General features: G+C 67.6%; 16 protein-coding genes. 8 read left to right on the plus strand and 8 right to left on the minus strand.

Annotated elements, in window-relative coordinates:
* Positions 1–43: 43 nt before the first annotated feature.
* Positions 44–943, minus strand: a complete 900-nt coding sequence (locus AYJ57_RS16950) for a LysR family transcriptional regulator (RefSeq protein ID WP_066108677.1) — start codon at positions 941–943, stop codon at positions 44–46.
* 120 nt (positions 944–1063) lie between these two features.
* On the opposite strand from AYJ57_RS16950, the gene AYJ57_RS16955 reads away from it, so the two are divergent.
* A complete protein-coding gene (locus tag AYJ57_RS16955; protein ID WP_066108680.1) occupies positions 1064–1843 on the plus strand; it encodes an SDR family NAD(P)-dependent oxidoreductase in 780 nt (259 codons plus the stop codon).
* Between the two features lie 83 nt (positions 1844–1926).
* Here the strand turns inward: AYJ57_RS16955 and AYJ57_RS16960 are convergent, their stop codons facing one another.
* The 5 genes from AYJ57_RS16960 to AYJ57_RS16975 all read right to left on the minus strand — a co-directional run bounded on the left by AYJ57_RS16960 (position 1927) and on the right by AYJ57_RS16975 (position 7170).
* A complete protein-coding gene (locus AYJ57_RS16960; RefSeq protein WP_066108682.1) occupies positions 1927–2907 on the minus strand; it encodes an ABC transporter substrate-binding protein in 981 nt (326 codons plus the stop codon).
* A 520-nt stretch (positions 2908–3427) separates the two neighbouring features.
* Positions 3428–3592 carry a hypothetical protein gene (locus AYJ57_RS26240; RefSeq protein WP_193789552.1) on the minus strand — a complete coding sequence of 55 codons (165 nt, stop codon included), beginning with the start codon at positions 3590–3592 and terminating at the stop codon, positions 3428–3430.
* Entirely contained in the window at positions 3589–4728 is a 1140-nt protein-coding gene (locus tag AYJ57_RS16965; RefSeq protein ID WP_066108686.1) for a YeeE/YedE family protein, read from the minus strand. The genes AYJ57_RS26240 and AYJ57_RS16965 overlap by 4 nt, the downstream gene beginning before the upstream one ends.
* The gene (locus AYJ57_RS16970; protein WP_066108691.1) at positions 4728–5666 is read right to left on the minus strand and encodes a sulfurtransferase; all 939 of its coding nucleotides are present in this window, start codon (positions 5664–5666) and stop codon (positions 4728–4730) included. The genes AYJ57_RS16965 and AYJ57_RS16970 overlap by 1 nt, the downstream gene beginning before the upstream one ends.
* 286 nt (positions 5667–5952) lie before the next feature.
* Positions 5953–7170, minus strand: coding sequence for an MFS transporter (locus AYJ57_RS16975; protein ID WP_066108693.1), 1218 nt, complete (start codon positions 7168–7170; stop codon positions 5953–5955).
* A gap of 289 nt (positions 7171–7459) precedes the next feature.
* Here AYJ57_RS16975 and aroA point away from each other — a divergent pair, with 289 nt between their 5' ends.
* The 7 genes from aroA to AYJ57_RS17010 all read left to right on the plus strand — a co-directional run bounded on the left by aroA (position 7460) and on the right by AYJ57_RS17010 (position 14031).
* On the plus strand, positions 7460–8806 hold the full coding sequence (gene aroA, locus AYJ57_RS16980; protein ID WP_066108696.1) for a 3-phosphoshikimate 1-carboxyvinyltransferase: 1347 nt from the start codon (positions 7460–7462) through the stop codon (positions 8804–8806).
* The gene (locus tag AYJ57_RS16985) at positions 8803–9306 is read left to right on the plus strand and encodes a hypothetical protein (RefSeq protein ID WP_066108699.1); all 504 of its coding nucleotides are present in this window, start codon (positions 8803–8805) and stop codon (positions 9304–9306) included. The genes aroA and AYJ57_RS16985 overlap by 4 nt, the downstream gene beginning before the upstream one ends.
* A gap of 90 nt (positions 9307–9396) precedes the next feature.
* Complete coding sequence (locus AYJ57_RS16990; protein ID WP_066108702.1) at positions 9397–10026, plus strand: (d)CMP kinase; 630 nt, start codon at positions 9397–9399, stop codon at positions 10024–10026.
* The gene (locus tag AYJ57_RS16995; RefSeq protein ID WP_066108705.1) at positions 10023–11021 is read left to right on the plus strand and encodes an aldo/keto reductase; all 999 of its coding nucleotides are present in this window, start codon (positions 10023–10025) and stop codon (positions 11019–11021) included. The genes AYJ57_RS16990 and AYJ57_RS16995 overlap by 4 nt, the downstream gene beginning before the upstream one ends.
* Before the next feature lie 95 nt (positions 11022–11116).
* Positions 11117–11770, plus strand: a complete 654-nt coding sequence (locus tag AYJ57_RS17000) for a histidine phosphatase family protein (protein ID WP_066108708.1) — start codon at positions 11117–11119, stop codon at positions 11768–11770.
* A gap of 75 nt (positions 11771–11845) precedes the next feature.
* On the plus strand, positions 11846–12907 hold the full coding sequence (locus AYJ57_RS17005) for a saccharopine dehydrogenase (protein ID WP_066108711.1): 1062 nt from the start codon (positions 11846–11848) through the stop codon (positions 12905–12907).
* Complete coding sequence (locus AYJ57_RS17010) at positions 12904–14031, plus strand: saccharopine dehydrogenase C-terminal domain-containing protein (RefSeq protein WP_066108714.1); 1128 nt, start codon at positions 12904–12906, stop codon at positions 14029–14031. Before AYJ57_RS17005 ends, AYJ57_RS17010 begins: the two co-directional genes overlap by 4 nt.
* Positions 14032–14117: 86 nt before the next feature.
* Here AYJ57_RS17010 and AYJ57_RS17015 read toward each other — a convergent pair whose 3' ends face one another.
* Together AYJ57_RS17015 and AYJ57_RS17020 are read right to left on the minus strand one after the other, a co-directional pair.
* Positions 14118–14813, minus strand: coding sequence for a YoaK family protein (locus AYJ57_RS17015; RefSeq protein ID WP_066108717.1), 696 nt, complete (start codon positions 14811–14813; stop codon positions 14118–14120).
* Between the two features lie 100 nt (positions 14814–14913).
* On the minus strand, positions 14914–15399 hold the full coding sequence (locus AYJ57_RS17020) for a CYTH domain-containing protein (RefSeq protein ID WP_066108720.1): 486 nt from the start codon (positions 15397–15399) through the stop codon (positions 14914–14916).
* Positions 15400–15591 lie beyond the last annotated feature (192 nt).

Below are 15591 nucleotides of genomic sequence, written 5' to 3' on the forward strand. Positions count from 1 at the left end.
AAACCTCGGGGGCGCGCAGCCTTTTTGGGACTACCGTTTTGACCTAGCGCGCGGCAGTCTTCACGTGGTCGACAAAGGCACGCAGCGCGGGCGGCATCAGGCGCCGCTCGGTGAAATAGAGCGAAGGGCCGGGGAAGGGCGGGGTCCACTCATCCAGAACCTGCACCAGCGTTCCGGCCTGCAGATCCGGCTGAAGATAGTCGTCGAAGCCATAGATCAGCCCATGTCCGGCGCGGGCCGGGATCAGGGCCGCAATGGTGGAATTCACCGCAAGCCGACCCTTGGGAAACCGCTCGAAGGCTTTGCCGTCTTTCTCGAACGACCAAGGCAGCGTGTTGCCGCCGCCGAAGACGTGGGTGATGCAGCTGTGACGCTCCAGATCGTCGGGATGCTGCGGCACGCCGTGGCGCTTCAGGTAGTCCGGTGCTCCGGCGACGATCATGCGCTGATCCGGCCCCAGACGCACGGCGATCATATCCTGCGCCAAGCTCTCGTCGTAGCGCAGCCCTGCGTCGAAGCCGCGCCCGATCACATCGACCAGATCGCCCTCGCTCACCACTTCGACGCGCACGCCGGGATGCTTCTCGAGAAACGAGCTCACCAGTGGCATCAGCCGCAGTTCAAGCGCCGGGGCGGGACCGTTGATGCGGATGCGCCCGGTCAGAACCTCGCGGTTTCCGGCCGATGTGACCGAGGCCGCCGCTTCATCGAGCACGGCGATCGCGTCGCGGGTGCGCTCCAGAAGCCGCTCGCCCTCCTCGGTCAGCGAGGTGCTGCGCGTGGTCCGGTTGAGCAGCCGCACGCCGAGCCGCGCCTCAAGCTCGCGAATGCGCTCGCTCAGCGTCGAGGGAGAGATCGCCAGTTCCGCTGCGGCGCGACGGAAGTTGAGATGCCGCGCGACCGCCACGAATTGCGCGAGTGTGTTGAGGTCTATCTGCTGCATTGTTCGGTTATCCGAATAGCCTATGGGGATGTGTACTATTCTCCGGATGCCGGGGGCAACGTATCTCTTGCGCCAGAGGCGGCCGGACCGGCTGGCCGCCAAAGCGCAAAGGACCCTCTCATGACTGGTACGATTTCTGAGACTACGTCGGGAAAGATCGCTCTCATCACTGGCGCGAGCCGCGGCCTCGGCCGATCCGCCGCGCTGCATCTCGCCCGCGCGGGTGTCCATGTGATCGGCACCTACAACAGCTCGAAGACGGCTGCCGACGAAGTGGCGCGCGAGATCGAGGCGGAAGGTGTCAGCGCGGTGATGCTGCCCTTCGATGCCGAGGCCGAAGACTTCGGCGCTTTCGCGGCGAGCCTCGCCGAGGCGCTGCAGCAGACCTTCGGGCGCGAGAGTTTCGACTTCCTGCTGAACAACGCGGGGATCGGCTACAACCGCGCCATTGCCGAGACCGAGGCGGCGCAGCTTGACCTTCTCTACCGCGTGCACCTGCGCACGCCCTTCCTGCTGACGCAGGCGCTGCTGCCGATGATCACGGATGGCGGGGCGGTGCTCTTCGTCTCCTCGGGGCTCGCCCGGTTCACCCTGCCGGGCTATGGGGCCTATGCCTCGATGAAGGGCGCGGTGGAGGTGCTGACCCGCTACGCCGCGCAGGAACTGGGGCCGCGTGGCATCCGGGTGAACTGCCTTGCGCCGGGCGCCATCGCCACCGATTTCAGCGGCGGCGTCGTGCGTGACAACGCCGAGGTCAACGCCAAGGTGGCGGGCATGATCGCCCTTGGCCGCGTTGGCCAGCCCGAGGACATCGGTGCCGGTGTCGCGGCGCTGCTGTCGGACGGGATGGGCTGGATGTCAGGGCAGCGGGTCGAACTGTCGGGCGGTCAGGGGCTCTGAGCCTTCCCTGAAAGCACAGGGCCGGCCACGCGCTGAGCGCAGGCCGGCCCCTTGGTTGCGGTCCCCCCAAAGGGGCCGCGGCCTTACTGCAGAACGGCTGCCAGACGCTCGCGCGCGGCATCATCCAGCCAGGTCGCCCAGACGTCGGGCTGCGAGGTCAGGAAGTAGACCGCGCCTTCCTCGCCCGAGGCCGAGTTTTCGTCCATCCAGCGCAGGATGTCGTTCATGTCGTCCACCGGGAAGGACATTTTCGACAGGAAATCCGCCAGTTCGGGGTGCTCTTCCTGAAAACTGTCGGTGACGGCGGTCTTCACCGGGGCGGGCGGGTAGGAGCTGCGCACGAGGCCGGTCGCACCTTCGTCCTGTGCCGCCTCATAGGACTCCTCGACGAATTCGCCCATGTCGACGCGCACCATGTCGTATTTGCCCAGCACGGCGGTCGGCGCCCAGTAATAGCCGAACCACGGTTCGTGATCCTCGTAGGCCGCCGCGATGGAGGTCGCCAGCGTCTCGCCCGAGCCGTGGTCAAAGATCTCGATCCCCGCCTCCTCGACGCCGAAGACCGGCAGCATGTTGTCGTTGATGGTGCGGCAGCCCCAGCCCTCGGGGCAGTTGTGGAAGCGACCGCCGACCAGTTCGGGGTTCTCGAGGATGCCGTCGATCGTGGCAAGCTCGGGGTGCTCTTCGACCAGATAGGCGGGCACATACCAGCCGTCGATCCCACCCGGTTCCAGCACCGAGCCAAGCTCGATCAGATTGCCCTCGCCGGTGAGCCGGTCATAGGCCGCGCCCGCGCCGTTGATCCAAAGCTCGGTGACAATGTCCGGATCGCCGTTCTCGGCCACCGAGGTCATCGCGGGGATGGTGTCGGAGGGCACGACGGTCACGTCGCAGCCGTAGCCTTGGGTGAGAATGAAATCGGCGACATTGGTCACCACCGAGGCCGACGCCCAGCCCATCTCGGTGATCGAGACCTCGCCGCAGCTGTCATCCTGCGCCTGTGCGGCGGTCGAGAGGGTGAGGGCGGTGAGGGTGAGGGCGGTGGTCGTAAGGTATTTCTTCATAAGTCCCCTGTTGGGTCAGGTCACGATGCGTCGCACCCCGGCGAGGCGTCAGGCCGTCACCGGGGGCTCCGGCATCGCCAGAGTTTGATGTTATGGGTTGTAGGGCAGCTACATAGAGTGTTTCGCGGGGAATGACACCCCCGGCGCCGGACTGGGTTCGGAACTGGTAAAGACGCAGTCGCGGGGCCCCCGGACTAATAAGCCCGGCAGGCGCGGGGCCATGCCGGGCTGAGCTATGAAAATCGCCAATCGAAATGATCGGCCCCCCGGGCCAGCGAAATGGCTGGACGGATCCGAGGGGCAGGGTCAACCAAACTACCGTTTACACACACGCGAACCCTGCCCAGACCCTAGAAGATGAGGGGTGAATTTTTCGCAAAAAGCGCAGTTGCGCCTTATTTCGTGGGGCTCTCTGAAGGGGAATCGGGCCCGCTCAGCGTAACGAAAAAAGGCGCGCCCCTGCGGAGAGGGACGCGCCTTCATGTGCTCGCCGGGCTTGCGCCCGGCGGTTGAGGCAGGCTCAGTTGGGAAGTGCGCCGCAGAAGCCGCCGCTGGCGACGCTGCCCGAGCCGAAGGCCAGCATGGCCGGGGCCTGATAGGGGTTGGGCGCCCAGTTTGCGAGATCGAAGGCCAGCAGCGCGGCCAGCAGCAGCAGGGCGAGCGAGGCGGTGAAAGCGCGGGTCATGAGCGCGCCTCCAGTCCCAGCAGCGGCCGCAGCCGGATGCCAAGGAAGGCGCCCGCGAAGGCCGCCACGAACCACACCCAGCCGTGCAGGCTGCCGGTGGAGATGCCCGAGAAGAACGCCCCGACGTTGCAGCCAAAGGCCAGACGCGACGAGTAGCCCAGCAGGAAGCCCGCGACGATGGTCGCGATCCATGCCCGCGCGGGGTAGCTGGGCAGCTTGGCCGCCAGCGCGCCGCGCCGCCATGCGGCGACACCGAAGGCGCCCGCGATGATACCGATGTCGGTGAGCGAGGTATAGTCGGTCAGCACGCTCGACTGCACCCGCTCCATCGAGCCCGGCGCCGCCCAGAAGGCCGAGGCCGAAAGGTCTCCGCCAAGCGCGGCATAGCCTTTCGCGACCCAGAGCCCGAGCCCATAGACCACGCCCCACGGCTGCCCCGCGACCAGCAGGTTGCCAATGGCGAGCAGCGCCAGCACCACGGCGGCGATGGCATGGCGGCGGCTCAGTTTCACCGTGCCCGGTGCCGCGCGCCGCAGGAAGATCGCGGCGGCGATGGCCAGCAGCACCAGCGTGACGCCAAGGCCCGAGGTGCCCGACAGCGTGAGGATGGGCAGCGAGCCGAGGCCGGTCCACCAGATCAAGTTGTAAGCGCCGGCAAAGCTGCCAAGGGCAAAGAAGGGCAGGGCCAGCAGACTGACGGGGTTGCCGCTGCCCGCGTTGACCAGCGTGCCCGAGCCGCAGCCCAGCACGATTTGCATACACGCGCCAAAGACGAAGGCGCCGCCGACCATGGCAAAGCCGATGGGCGCCTGCGCGCCCATGAGTTCCCCGGCGTGGCTGGTCAGCAGCGGGATGGCGACCACCGAAACCAGCGCGATCGACAGCAGCTGCGCCAGCACGCCCGAGGGTTCACGGCGCAGGATCATCGCCCGCCACGGCCCGGCAAAGCCGAAGCGCATGCCTTCGAGCGCGATGCCGAAGCCCAGCCCGATGGCCAGCAGCAGCCCGTAACGCGCCCCGGCGAACAGCGAGACCAGCGCCACGAGCACAAGCGCGCCGAGGATCAGCCCGGCGCGCTTTCCGATGGCGCTTGCAGGGGCGGTCTGCGCCGCCCCCGAAATGCTTGCTTGGCTCATCAGTTGCCCCCGGTGACTTGGTTCAGGAGGTTACGGAAGAGGCCCGGCGAGTTCTGCATCTCACCGCCGGTCTTGGAGTATTCCACCATCGATCCGGGGTAGAGCTTCACGTTCTCGAGGCCCGCCATCTCGCTCAGCGCGAACCAGTTGGTCGCCGCCCAGTGGCCGGTGTTGCAGAACGAGACGATCTCTTGCCCGTCGCTGACGCCGAGCGAGGCTTTGAGTTCCTGCACGTCCGAGATCTGGCCGATGGCGGTGGCGCCGCTCTGGAAGAAGCGGGTGTAGGGGTAGTTCTCGGCGCCGGGCAGGGTGCCGGGCTTTTCGGCGGCACCATGCGCCTTCTTGCCTTCGTAGAAGGCCTCGGGGCGGGCGTCGAGCAGCAGCGCCTGCTGCTCGCCTGCCACCACATCGGCGACCTCGGGGGTCTCGGCGGTCCATGCGTCGTTCCAGCTGATGTCCAGCTCGGTCGGCTCGGGCGTCACGGCGTCCTTGCTCACCGGCAGCCCGGCGTTGACCCACGCCTGCGCGCCACCGTTGAGGATCGACAGCTCGGTGAAGCCAGAGCTTTTCAGCGTCCAGTAGACGCGGGCAGCGGCGCCGAACTCGGTGTCGGTGGCGCCCTGCGCGACGATCACGATGGGCGCGTCGGTCTCAAGCCCGAGCTCTTCGTAGGTGGTTTCCAGCCGGTCGACGGGAACCGTCGCGCCGGGGTTCTCGGACGGGCCGCGGAACAGGCCGTAGGGTGCGGCGACCGCGCCTTCGATGTGGCCATCGGCATAGGCATCGCCGCGGATGTCGAGCACGGTGGGCGCATCGGCATCGGCAAGGGCGGTCTCAAGCTCGGAGGCCGAGACCAGCGGGCCGAGAGTGGCGGCCAGCGCGGTGGATGCGCAAAGACCGGTGATCGCGGCACTGAGGGCAAATGCTTTGTACATCATGGGAGTGGCCTTTCGGAATGTCTTCTGATTTGGGCCTTATTTCGTCCCGCAGGCGGCGGGCGGCAAGGGCTCGGCCGCGCCGCGCCCGCGCCGAAGGAGGGACAGCGCTCCGGCATGCAAGCCTAGCATGGACCGGTGATTTGGCAGAGCGCCAAGCCCGGGAAACCCTCCCACTTGCAGCGGGCCGTGCAAGACGGTGTTCTTATTTCACGGAACAAGGCAGAGCGCACGGCTGAGCCTGTTCCGGTGCGCTGCCCGGCAAAGCGCGCTCTGCCGGGCGTGTCGCTCACTCGAGACCGCTGCGGCGGGCGTCCCAGAGGGTGATGGCAAAAAGCACGAAGCCGCTCGCGCTCAGCGCCGCGCCGACATAGCCCGAGGACGGGAAATCATGCCCGGCGGCAATCACCCGCGCGGCAAGGAACGGGCCCACCGCATTGGCGACGTTGAAGGCGGCGTGGTGCAGTGCGGCGGCCAGCTGCTGCGCCTCGCCAGCGACGTTCATCAGCCGCGTCTGCATCACCGTCGACACGCCGCCCAGCACACTGATGCACAGCACCGCGATGCCCATGGTCCAGAGCCCGCCAGCCACGGCGGTGGGAAATAGCGCCAGCACCACCGCGCCGCCGCCAAACGCCGCATAGGCGGTGAGGTTGAGGTTGCGGTCGGCCAAGGCCCCCATCGCGAGGTTGAAGATGATCATGCCGAACCCGGCCACCATCAGCATCAGCGCCACCATGTCGTCCGAGGCGCCCAGCGTGGTTTTCACCGTCGAGGCGATATAGGTATAGACCGAAAAGAACCCGCCAAAGCCCACCGCGCCGGTGGCCAGCGTCAGCCAGACCTGCCGGTTCTTGAGAGCGCCCAACTCGCGCAGCGGGTTGGCGTTGGGGTCCGCCGGGGTGCGGGGGGCTTTCAGATAGACCGCCAGCGCGGTCGCCAGCGACAGCGCTCCGACCACCGCAAAGCCCGAGCGCCAGCCGATGTATTGGCTCATCCAGCTTGCTGCGGGCACGCCGATGGTGGTGGCGATGCTGAGCCCGAGAAACACCCGCGAGACCGCTGTGGCCCGCTTGTTGCGCGGCACGATCGAGGCGGCGACCAGCGCGGCGACCCCGAAGTAGGCGCCATGCGGCAGTCCCGAGAAAAAGCGCGAGACGGTGAACAGCCCGAAGCTTGGGGCAATCGCCGAGAGCGTGTTGAAGAGGGCGAAGGCGAGCATCAGCCAGATCAGCAACATGCGCTTGCGCATCTTGGCACCGGCGACGGCCAGCACCGGCGCGCCGACGACGACGCCGAGCGCATAGGCGCTGATCGCATCGGCGGCGCGCGCCTCGCTGACGCCGAGATCGCTGGCAAAGCTGGGCAGAAGCGCCATCGAGGCGAACTCGGTGGTGCCGATGGCGAAGCCGCCCAAGGACAGCGCGAAGAGCACCATGCGTGCCGACGATTCCTTCGCGACGCGCGCCGTATGGCCAGCGGCGTGTTCGGCCGTTGTATCGGTCATGCAAACCTACTTCGTGTTCTGGGAATCGGAAAAGGGATCCCGGGTGTACCCCTCCCTGCGTCCACACCTAGGGCGGTCGCATGGGGCGGGCAACCCGGCGAGCAAGTGGGATCGCGGAAATTTGTGTTGGCCGCCGGGGATTTGCGCAAGGTCGGGTGCGAATGTGCGCGGGTTTATCGCGGCTCCGGTGCCGCAGCGCCTCGGCAGGACCGCTCGTACGGGTCACGGGCGATGGACGCAGGCGCATCGCGCTGCTATCAGGCGCGCGAGCGATAACAGGAGAGGCGCCATGTCGAGCCACGGGGACCCCATTCCGATGATTGCCCGCAAGTCTGCGGGACTTAAGGGCGAGGCCAACGTGCCCGGCGACAAGTCGATCTCGCACCGGTCGCTGATCCTAGGCGCGATGGCGGTGGGCGAGACCAAGGTGACCGGCCTGCTCGAAGGGCAGGACGTGCTCGACACCGCCAAGGCGATGCAGGCCTTCGGCGCCGAAGTCGAAAAGCGCGGCGACACATGGCATGTGCATGGCGTCGGCGTCGGCGGCTTTGCCGAGCCGGGCAATGTCATCGATTGCGGCAACTCCGGCACCGGCGTGCGGCTGATCATGGGCGCCATGGCCACGACGCCGATCACCGCCACATTTACCGGCGATGCGTCGCTGAACAAGCGGCCCATGGCCCGCGTCACCGATCCGCTGGCGCTGTTCGGCGCGCGCGCCTACGGGCGTTCGGGCGGGCGGCTGCCGATGACCATCGTCGGCGCTGCCGATGCGATCCCGGTGCGCTACGCCACCCCGGTGCCCTCGGCGCAGGTGAAATCGGCGGTGCTGCTGGCCGGGCTCAACGCCCCCGGCGAGACCGTGGTGATCGAGCGCGAGGCGACCCGCGACCACTCCGAGCGGATGCTTACCGGTTTTGGCGCGCAGGTCACCACCGAAGAGACCGACGAGGGCCGGGTGATCACGCTTGTGGGTCAGCCCGAGCTGAAGCCGCAGACCATCATCGTGCCGCGCGATCCCTCGTCGGCGGCCTTCCCGGTCTGCGCCGCGCTGATCACCGAGGGGTCGGACGTGCTGGTGCCCAACATCGGCCTCAACCCGACCCGTGCGGGGCTGTTCTTTACCCTGCAGGAGATGGGCGCCGATCTGACCTTCGAAAACATGCGCGAAGAGGGCGGCGAGCCCGTCGCCGATCTGCGCGCCAAATTCTCGCCCGATCTCAAGGGCATCGAGGTGCCCGCCGAGCGCGCCGCCAGCATGATCGACGAATACCCGGTGCTGTCGGTGGTCGCGGCCTTCGCGCAGGGCAAGACCCATATGCCCGGCGTCAAGGAACTGCGGGTGAAGGAAAGCGACCGGATCGACGCCATGGCCACCGGCCTGCGCCTCAACGGCGTGGAGGTCGACGAGGGCGAGGATTGGTGGACGGTGCATGGCCGCGGCTTCGGCGACGTGAAGGGCGGCGCCACGGCGCAGAGCCATCTCGACCACCGCATCGCAATGTCCTTCCTCGTGATGGGGCTGGCCACCGAAGAGCCGGTGCGCGTCGATGACGGCGGTCCGATCGCCACCTCTTTCCCGATCTTCGAAAACCTGATGACCTCGCTGGGGGCCGATCTGGGCCGCGAGGCGTGAGCCGCCTGCTGCCGGTCGTCGCGGCGCTGGCCGCCGCGCTGCTGCTGTGCATGGGGTATTATGCCGCCACCGTGCTCTGGCCCGGTGCTAGCGGGCTGCTGCCCTTCGATCTGCGCGCGCTCGGCTATTCCGCCCTCGATGCGCAGCAATATCTGCTGGCGCTGAGCGAGCGCGCCCGTGCGGTCTATCTGCTCGAGATGCGCTGGCTGGGCATGGCCTTCCGCGTGGCCTTCGGCATTACACTGATCCTCGGGGCCATCGCGCTGTCGCGTGGGCGCGCGTGGTGGCGGCGCGGGGTCTTCGTGCTGCTGGCGCTGGCGTGGATCGGCGCGGACGCCGCCGAGAACCTGCTGATCAACGAGATGCTGCTGCGCGGGCCTGTCGCGCTTGACCATGCGTTGGTGGATTGGGCGAGCCTCTTCACCCGGCTGAAGTTCGTCCTGCTGGCAATCTGCGGCGTGATGCTGTTCAGCCTCTGGCGGCAGGGGCCGAAACGCTGAGCGGGGCGCGCCGGGTGTCTGGCCGGGCATCTGCTTGAAGGGCGGCGGGCAGCGGGCGATAAAGACCGCGATCTGACGAAAGGACACCTCATGGCCTTTACCATCGCCATCGACGGGCCGGCGGCTGCCGGCAAGGGCACGATCAGCCGTGCCGTGGCGGCGCATTTCGGCTTTGCGCATCTCGACACCGGTCTGCTCTATCGCGCCGTGGGGCGCAAGATGCTGGACGGCACCGATCCGATCGAGGCCGCGCTGGCGCTGGTGCCCGAGGACCTGCAGGCCGAGGGGCTGCGCACCGCCGATGTGGGCATCGCCGCCTCGCGGGTTGCGGTGATCCCCGAGGTGCGGGCGGCCCTGCTCGACTTCCAGCGCGCCTTCGCCCGCCGCGACGGCGGCGCGGTGCTCGACGGGCGCGACATCGGCACGGTGATCTGCCCCGAGGCCGAGGCCAAGCTCTTTGTCACCGCCAGCGCCGAGGTGCGCGCCCGGCGGCGGTTCGAGGAACTGGTCGCGGGCGGCGCCGAGACCGATTACCAGACGGTGCTGAACGACACCCGCGAGCGCGACCACCGCGACGCCACCCGCGCCGACGCGCCGCTGAAACCGGCGGAGGACGCGGTGATGATCGACACTTCTAAAATGGATATCGACGCGGCGGTCGCCGCGGCCATCGCCGCGATCGTATCCCGCGGCGCCACCGCAGGGGAGGGCACGGCATGAAGACGATGCGTATGGGGCAAGGCGGGCCGGAGCTTCCCGCCTTCGGCATCGGGGCGATGTCCTTCGCCGATTTCTATGGCGAGACCACCGAGGCCAATTCGCATGCCGTGCTCGACGCGGCGGTCGAGGCCGGGGTGCGCCATGTGGACACCTCCAACGTCTACGGCATGGGGCGCTCGGAAAAGGCCATCGGCAGTTGGCTCAAGGCGCGCTCGGGCGGGCGCGAGATGCTGCATATCGCCACCAAGGCTGGGATCACCAAGGATGCGGCGGGCAAGCGCTGCTACGACAATTCGCCCGAGCATCTGGAGGCCGAGCTTGATGGCTCGCTGAAGCGGCTCGGCGTCGAGCAGGTCGATCTGTTCTACGTGCACCGGCGCGAGCAGGCGCGGCCCATCGAGGAGGTGACGCAGACGCTCGCCGGCCTCGTGAAGAAGGGCAAGATCGCCGCCTTCGGCTTTTCCGAGATCGCGCCGTCGTCGCTGCGTCGCGCCGCCGCCGTGCATCCCGTTGCGGCGGTGCAATCGGAGTATTCGCTGCAGACGCGGATCGTCGAACTGGGGTTGGTGCAGGCCTGCGCCGAGCTTGGCACCGCGCTGGTCGCCTTTTCGCCGGTCGGGCGCTCGCTACTGACCGATCACCCGCTGTCGCGCGAGGCGGTGGCCGCAAGCGCCTTCATGTCGGTGAACCCGCGGTTTGTGGAACCGAACCTGACGGCCAATCTCGCCATCACCGACAAGTTCCGCGCGCTGGCCGCCGAGATGAGGGTGCCCGCGGCGGGCCTGTCGATCGCATGGCTGCTGAGCCGCGGCGAGCACATCATCCCGATCCCCGGCACGCGGTCGGTCGATCACCTCAGGGAGTTGCTCGCGGGCACGAAGATCACCCTCTCGGCAACGGATCTGGCGCGGATCGAAGAGGTGCTGCCGGTGGGCTGGGCGCATGGCGACCGCTACTCGGCGGCGCAGGCCAACGGGCCGGAGAGCTATAGCTGAGGTTTGCTGGGCGGTGAGCGTGGCAGGGGGCGCGGCCCCCTCGCCGCTCCGCGGCTCACCACCGGCGTATTTTTGGAACAATGAAAGGGGCTGGCATGTCGCATGTCACCCTCGTGCGGCACGGGCAGGCCAATACCCATGCCAAGGACGAGATCAATTACGACCGGCTGAGCGATCTTGGCAAGCAGCAGGCGCGCTGGCTGGGGGCGCATATGCGCGGCAGCGGCGAGGTCTTTGCCCGCGCCTATAGTGGCACGCTGCGGCGCCACCAAGAGACGGCGGCCGAGATGGAGCTGGGTCTTGAGGTGGTGGAAGACGCGCGGCTCAACGAGCTGGAATATTTCACCATGGCGCAGCTCATGCAGCAACAGCACGGCATTGCGCTGCCGCCCGATCGCGAAGGTTTCATCCTGCATCTGCCGCAGCTCTTCACCTATTGGCGCGAGGGCAGACTCGAGGGCGTACCCGAGAGTTTTGCCGATTTCGAGGCGCGGGTGGATGACGTGCTGGCCGAGATCAGCGCCGGATCCGGCCGCGCAGTCGTCGTCACCTCGGGCGGGCTCATCGGCATGGCGATGCGGGTGACCATGGGGCTTGAGATGAAAGCGCTGGCGCATGCCTGCCTTGCCATCGAGAACACTTCGGTGCACCGCTTCCAGCCGATTTCCACCGGGCTGTGCCTGACGCTGTTCAACGCCGTGCCGCATCTTGAAGGCGCCGAGCGGGCGCTGTCGCGGACGCATATCTGAGGCGCGCCTCTCTGCGGCTTTCACCCCGGCCCGCTTTTCTATAGGCAGGCGGGGAAGATGGCTGTGGAGAGAAACATGACACATCTGTGGGTGCGCGCCGAGCAACGGGCGAACGAGGACCGGGTGGCCGTCACGCCCGAGGGTGTGAAGGCGCTGGTCGCGGCGGGGCTGCGGGTCACTGTCGAGGAAAGCCGCGCGCGGGTGATCGGCATCGAAGGCTATCGCGCCGCGGGCGCCGAGATTGCCCCCGAGAACAGCTGGCCCGAGGCGCCCGAGGATGCGTTGATTTTCGGCCTCAAGGAATTGCCCGAGGACGGCACGCCGCTGCGCCACCGCCACATCATGTTCGGCCATGCCTTCAAGGGCCAGCCCTCGGGGCAGCTGCTGCTGAAGCGCTTCGTCGCGGGTGGCGGGGCGCTTTATGACCTTGAGTATCTTGTGGATGATCAGGGCCGCCGCGTCGCCGCCTTTGGCTATTGGGCGGGCTATGCGGGCGCGGCGGTGACGCTGCTGTCCTATGCCGCGCAGCAGCAGGGCGGGCTCTGCGCGCCGGTCTCGGTCTGGCCGAGCGCCGGGGCGATGGAAGCCTCGGTGCGCGACGCGCTGGACGCAGCGGGCGGGGCGCGGCCCAAGGCCCTGGTCATCGGCGCGCTGGGGCGCGTCGGCACCGGCGCCAGCGATCTTTGCGAGAAGCTCGGGCTGCAGGTCACCAAATGGGATATGGCCGAGACCGCTCATGGCGGGCCGTTCCCGCAGCTGCTGGAGCATGAGGTCTTCTTCAACTGTATCCTCGCGCGGCCCGGCACGCCGGTCTTTGTGCCCGCTGCGGCAAGCCTCGAGCCGCGCAAGCTGCGCGCGATCGGCGACATCGCCTGCGACCCCGACAGTGACTTCTCGCCGGTGAAGGTCTATGACCGCGTCACCGACTGGCAGGCGCCGGCGCTGCGGGTCCATGACGATCCGCCGCTCGACGTGATGGCCATCGACAACCTTCCCTCGCTCTTGCCCCGCGAGAGCTCGGAGGATTTTGCCGCGCAGCTGCTGCCGCATCTTCTGGCGCTTCCGGCGCTGGATGCGGGTGTGTGGGGCCGCGCGGCCGACACTTACACGACGTATATTACGGAGGAACTTGCATGATCCATTGGTGCGGAACGGGACTTTCATCCATCCCGGGGCTGCGGCGGCTGATCGAAGCCGGGCATGACGTCATGGTGTGGAACCGCACCGAGACAAAGGCGCGCGAAGCGGTCGGCGAGCTGACCAACCGCATCCTCGCCTTCGCGCCCGAAGCGGTCGAGTCGGCGGTGCAGCCGGGCGACGTGATTGTCTCGATGCTGCCCGGGGATTGGCACGTGATGCTGGCCGAGATCGCCATCAAGAAGGGCGCGCATTTCGTCTCGTCCTCCTATATCTCGCCGGAAATGAAGGGGCTCGACGCCAAGGCCAAGGAGGCCGGTGTTGCGCTGGTCAATGAGGTCGGGCTCGACCCGGGCATCGACCATCTGATGGCGCATGATCTTGTGGCCGCCTATCGCGCGTCCGACGCGTTTGATCCGGCCAATGAGATCAGCTTCCTGAGCTATTGCGGCGGCGTGCCGAAAGAGGCCAACGCCTTCCGCTACAAGTTCTCCTGGGCGCCGGTCGGCGTGCTGAAGGCGCTGCGGTCGCCCTCGCGCTCGATCCGCCACTTCGAAGAGCTGAACGTGCAGCGCCCGTGGGACGCGCTGTCGCGCTACGACGCGCCGCTCGATCCGCCAGAGAGCTTCGAGGTCTATCCCAACCGCGACTCGCTGCCGTTCATCGCGCAGTATGAGTTCGGCGAGGACTGGAAGGTGAAGGACTTCGTGCGCGGCACGCTGCGCCTCAACGGCTGGTCCGAGGCGTGGAAGGACGTCTTCGCCGAGGTCGAGACCGCCGATGATGCGCGGCTTTCGGCGCTGGCGGGCGAATTGCTGGCCGAGAACAAATACGCCGAGGGCGAGCCCGACCGGGTGGTGCTTTGCGTTACGCTGAAGGCCGAGAAGGCGGGCGAGACCGTCTGGCACAAGACTTGGGTGATGGACGCCTGGGGCGACGCGCGCGGCTCGGCCATGGCGCGGCTGGTGTCGATGCCGGTCTCGTGGGCGATCGAGGCGGTGCTGAACCGCGAGATCAAGCCGGGTGTCTCGGCGGCGCCCTCGGATCCCAAGCTGGTCACGCGCTGGCTGGGCGGGGTCGAAAGCCTTGCGCAGCGGATGATGCGCGTCGACGAGGCGGGCTGAGGCAGCGCGGCTCCGGTCGTTTTCCAAACGCGCCCTCGCAGCTTGCTGCGGGGGCGTTTTTCTAAGCGCCGGGGCGTGGCTGGCGCTTACATCCGGCGCGCGCGGGCCAGTTCGCAGAGCGCGATCAGCAGCAGCGCCGCGGCGGCGATGACGAAGAGCCAGTTGCCGACATATCCAAAGAGCAGCGCCCCCGCGATGCCGCCGAGCGCGAAACAGCCCAGCGTCAGCCCGTGCAGCGTGAGTTTCGGCAGTGCCTCGCGTCTTGCCGTTTCGCCGCCGAGCAGCGCGGCCAGTCCGATGCCGATATCTGTGGCCATGCCCGAGACATGCGTGGTGCGCACGCGGGCGCTTGAGATCATCGTCGTGACGGCGTTCTGCAGGCCCATCACGAAGCTCAGCCCCAAGACAAGCAGGGGCTCCGATCCGTCGCCGGGCGCATCGATCAGGGCGGCACCGAGAGCCAGGAGCAATGCGGCCTCTGCGGCGATCGCCAGAGCGTAGATCGCACCGATCCGCCGCCGCGTCCCCCATTGCACGCCGAGCGCGGCAAGCCAGGCGCCGCAGACGAAGGCCGCGGTGAGCGCGGCGAAGGCCAGAGCGGGAAGCAACTCGCCGTGGGCCAGGTGATCGGCGAGGGCCGAGACGTTGCCGGTCATATTGGCGGTGAAAGAGCCGGCGATCAAAAAGCCCACCGCGTTGAGCGCCCCGGCGATCGACGACAGCAGCCCCGCGAGGAGCAGGTCCACGCGCCTCGTGCGGTCATCTCCGGTGCGGATCAGCATGTCGGTTCCCCGTCGCGGCGCATCCCAATGGCGCTTGGTGCCGGGGGCGGCAGGCGCAGGGGCGCGGCGTCGGAACTGTTGCGCCGCCGGGCACCCAGCGTCAAGCGCTGCGGAGGCTGTCGCGCGCGGCGCGGCGGGCGCGGACCATGTTGATCTTGCGATATTCTTGCAGCCCGGTGACCTCGCGCCCGACCCAGGTCGGCAGCGTCAGAGGCGTGTCCACCTGCGGCAGTTCCACCTCGGCGACGATGATCCCCGCCAGAAGGCCGCTGTAGACGTCGACCATCCAGACAAGATCGCCGTGCGGCACGTAGTGGCGGGTCTTCTCGACCACCTCGCCATCGCAATGCGAGGCCAGCATCTCTTCGGCGTCTTGCGCCGGGATCGGGTATTCGAACTCATCGCGTGCGAGGCCGACGCGGGCACCTTTGATGCACAGCGTGGCGCGGTCGTCATAGAAACGGACCCGTGCCTTGCGCCCGCCCGCGGCCGCGATCAGCCCGTCCCGCAAACGCTCGCTCTTGGTCACCGAGGCTTTCCAACCCTCATGGGTCACGAGGAACTTGCGTTCGATTTCTTTCGCCACGCCGGGGGTGCCTTCGATGAATTACTGGGCGGTTTACAAACGATGGATTAGCGGCGCTTTTTGGGAAAGGCCACAGACAAAGACGCCGCACCGATGCGGTTGCAAAGTTTTCTGAGTGTTTTCATCTGAATTCCGTCGCGGCACCAAAAAGGCGCGCCTCGATGGGCGCGCCTCACGTTGCTTTGCCGGGTT

The organism is Salipiger sp. CCB-MM3, from assembly GCF_001687105.1.
Taxonomy (GTDB): Bacteria; Pseudomonadota; Alphaproteobacteria; order Rhodobacterales; family Rhodobacteraceae; genus Salipiger.

Coding starts and splice junctions, on each gene's coding strand:
- AYJ57_RS16965 (WP_066108686.1), bottom strand. CDS start 4,728: ATGAGCCAAGCAAGCATTTCGGGGGCGGCGCAGACCGCCCCTGCAAGC.
- AYJ57_RS16975 (WP_066108693.1), bottom strand. CDS start 7,170: ATGACCGATACAACGGCCGAACACGCCGCTGGCCATACGGCGCGCGTC.
- AYJ57_RS17015 (WP_066108717.1), bottom strand. CDS start 14,813: ATGCTGATCCGCACCGGAGATGACCGCACGAGGCGCGTGGACCTGCTC.
- AYJ57_RS17000 (WP_066108708.1), top strand. CDS start 11,117: ATGTCGCATGTCACCCTCGTGCGGCACGGGCAGGCCAATACCCATGCC.
- AYJ57_RS16995 (WP_066108705.1), top strand. CDS start 10,023: ATGAAGACGATGCGTATGGGGCAAGGCGGGCCGGAGCTTCCCGCCTTC.
- AYJ57_RS16950 (WP_066108677.1), bottom strand. CDS start 943: ATGCAGCAGATAGACCTCAACACACTCGCGCAATTCGTGGCGGTCGCG.
- AYJ57_RS16955 (WP_066108680.1), top strand. CDS start 1,064: ATGACTGGTACGATTTCTGAGACTACGTCGGGAAAGATCGCTCTCATC.
- AYJ57_RS17005 (WP_066108711.1), top strand. CDS start 11,846: ATGACACATCTGTGGGTGCGCGCCGAGCAACGGGCGAACGAGGACCGG.
- AYJ57_RS16990 (WP_066108702.1), top strand. CDS start 9,397: ATGGCCTTTACCATCGCCATCGACGGGCCGGCGGCTGCCGGCAAGGGC.
- AYJ57_RS16960 (WP_066108682.1), bottom strand. CDS start 2,907: ATGAAGAAATACCTTACGACCACCGCCCTCACCCTCACCGCCCTCACC.
- aroA (WP_066108696.1), top strand. CDS start 7,460: ATGTCGAGCCACGGGGACCCCATTCCGATGATTGCCCGCAAGTCTGCG.
- AYJ57_RS26240 (WP_193789552.1), bottom strand. CDS start 3,592: ATGACCCGCGCTTTCACCGCCTCGCTCGCCCTGCTGCTGCTGGCCGCG.
- AYJ57_RS16970 (WP_066108691.1), bottom strand. CDS start 5,666: ATGATGTACAAAGCATTTGCCCTCAGTGCCGCGATCACCGGTCTTTGC.
- AYJ57_RS17010 (WP_066108714.1), top strand. CDS start 12,904: ATGATCCATTGGTGCGGAACGGGACTTTCATCCATCCCGGGGCTGCGG.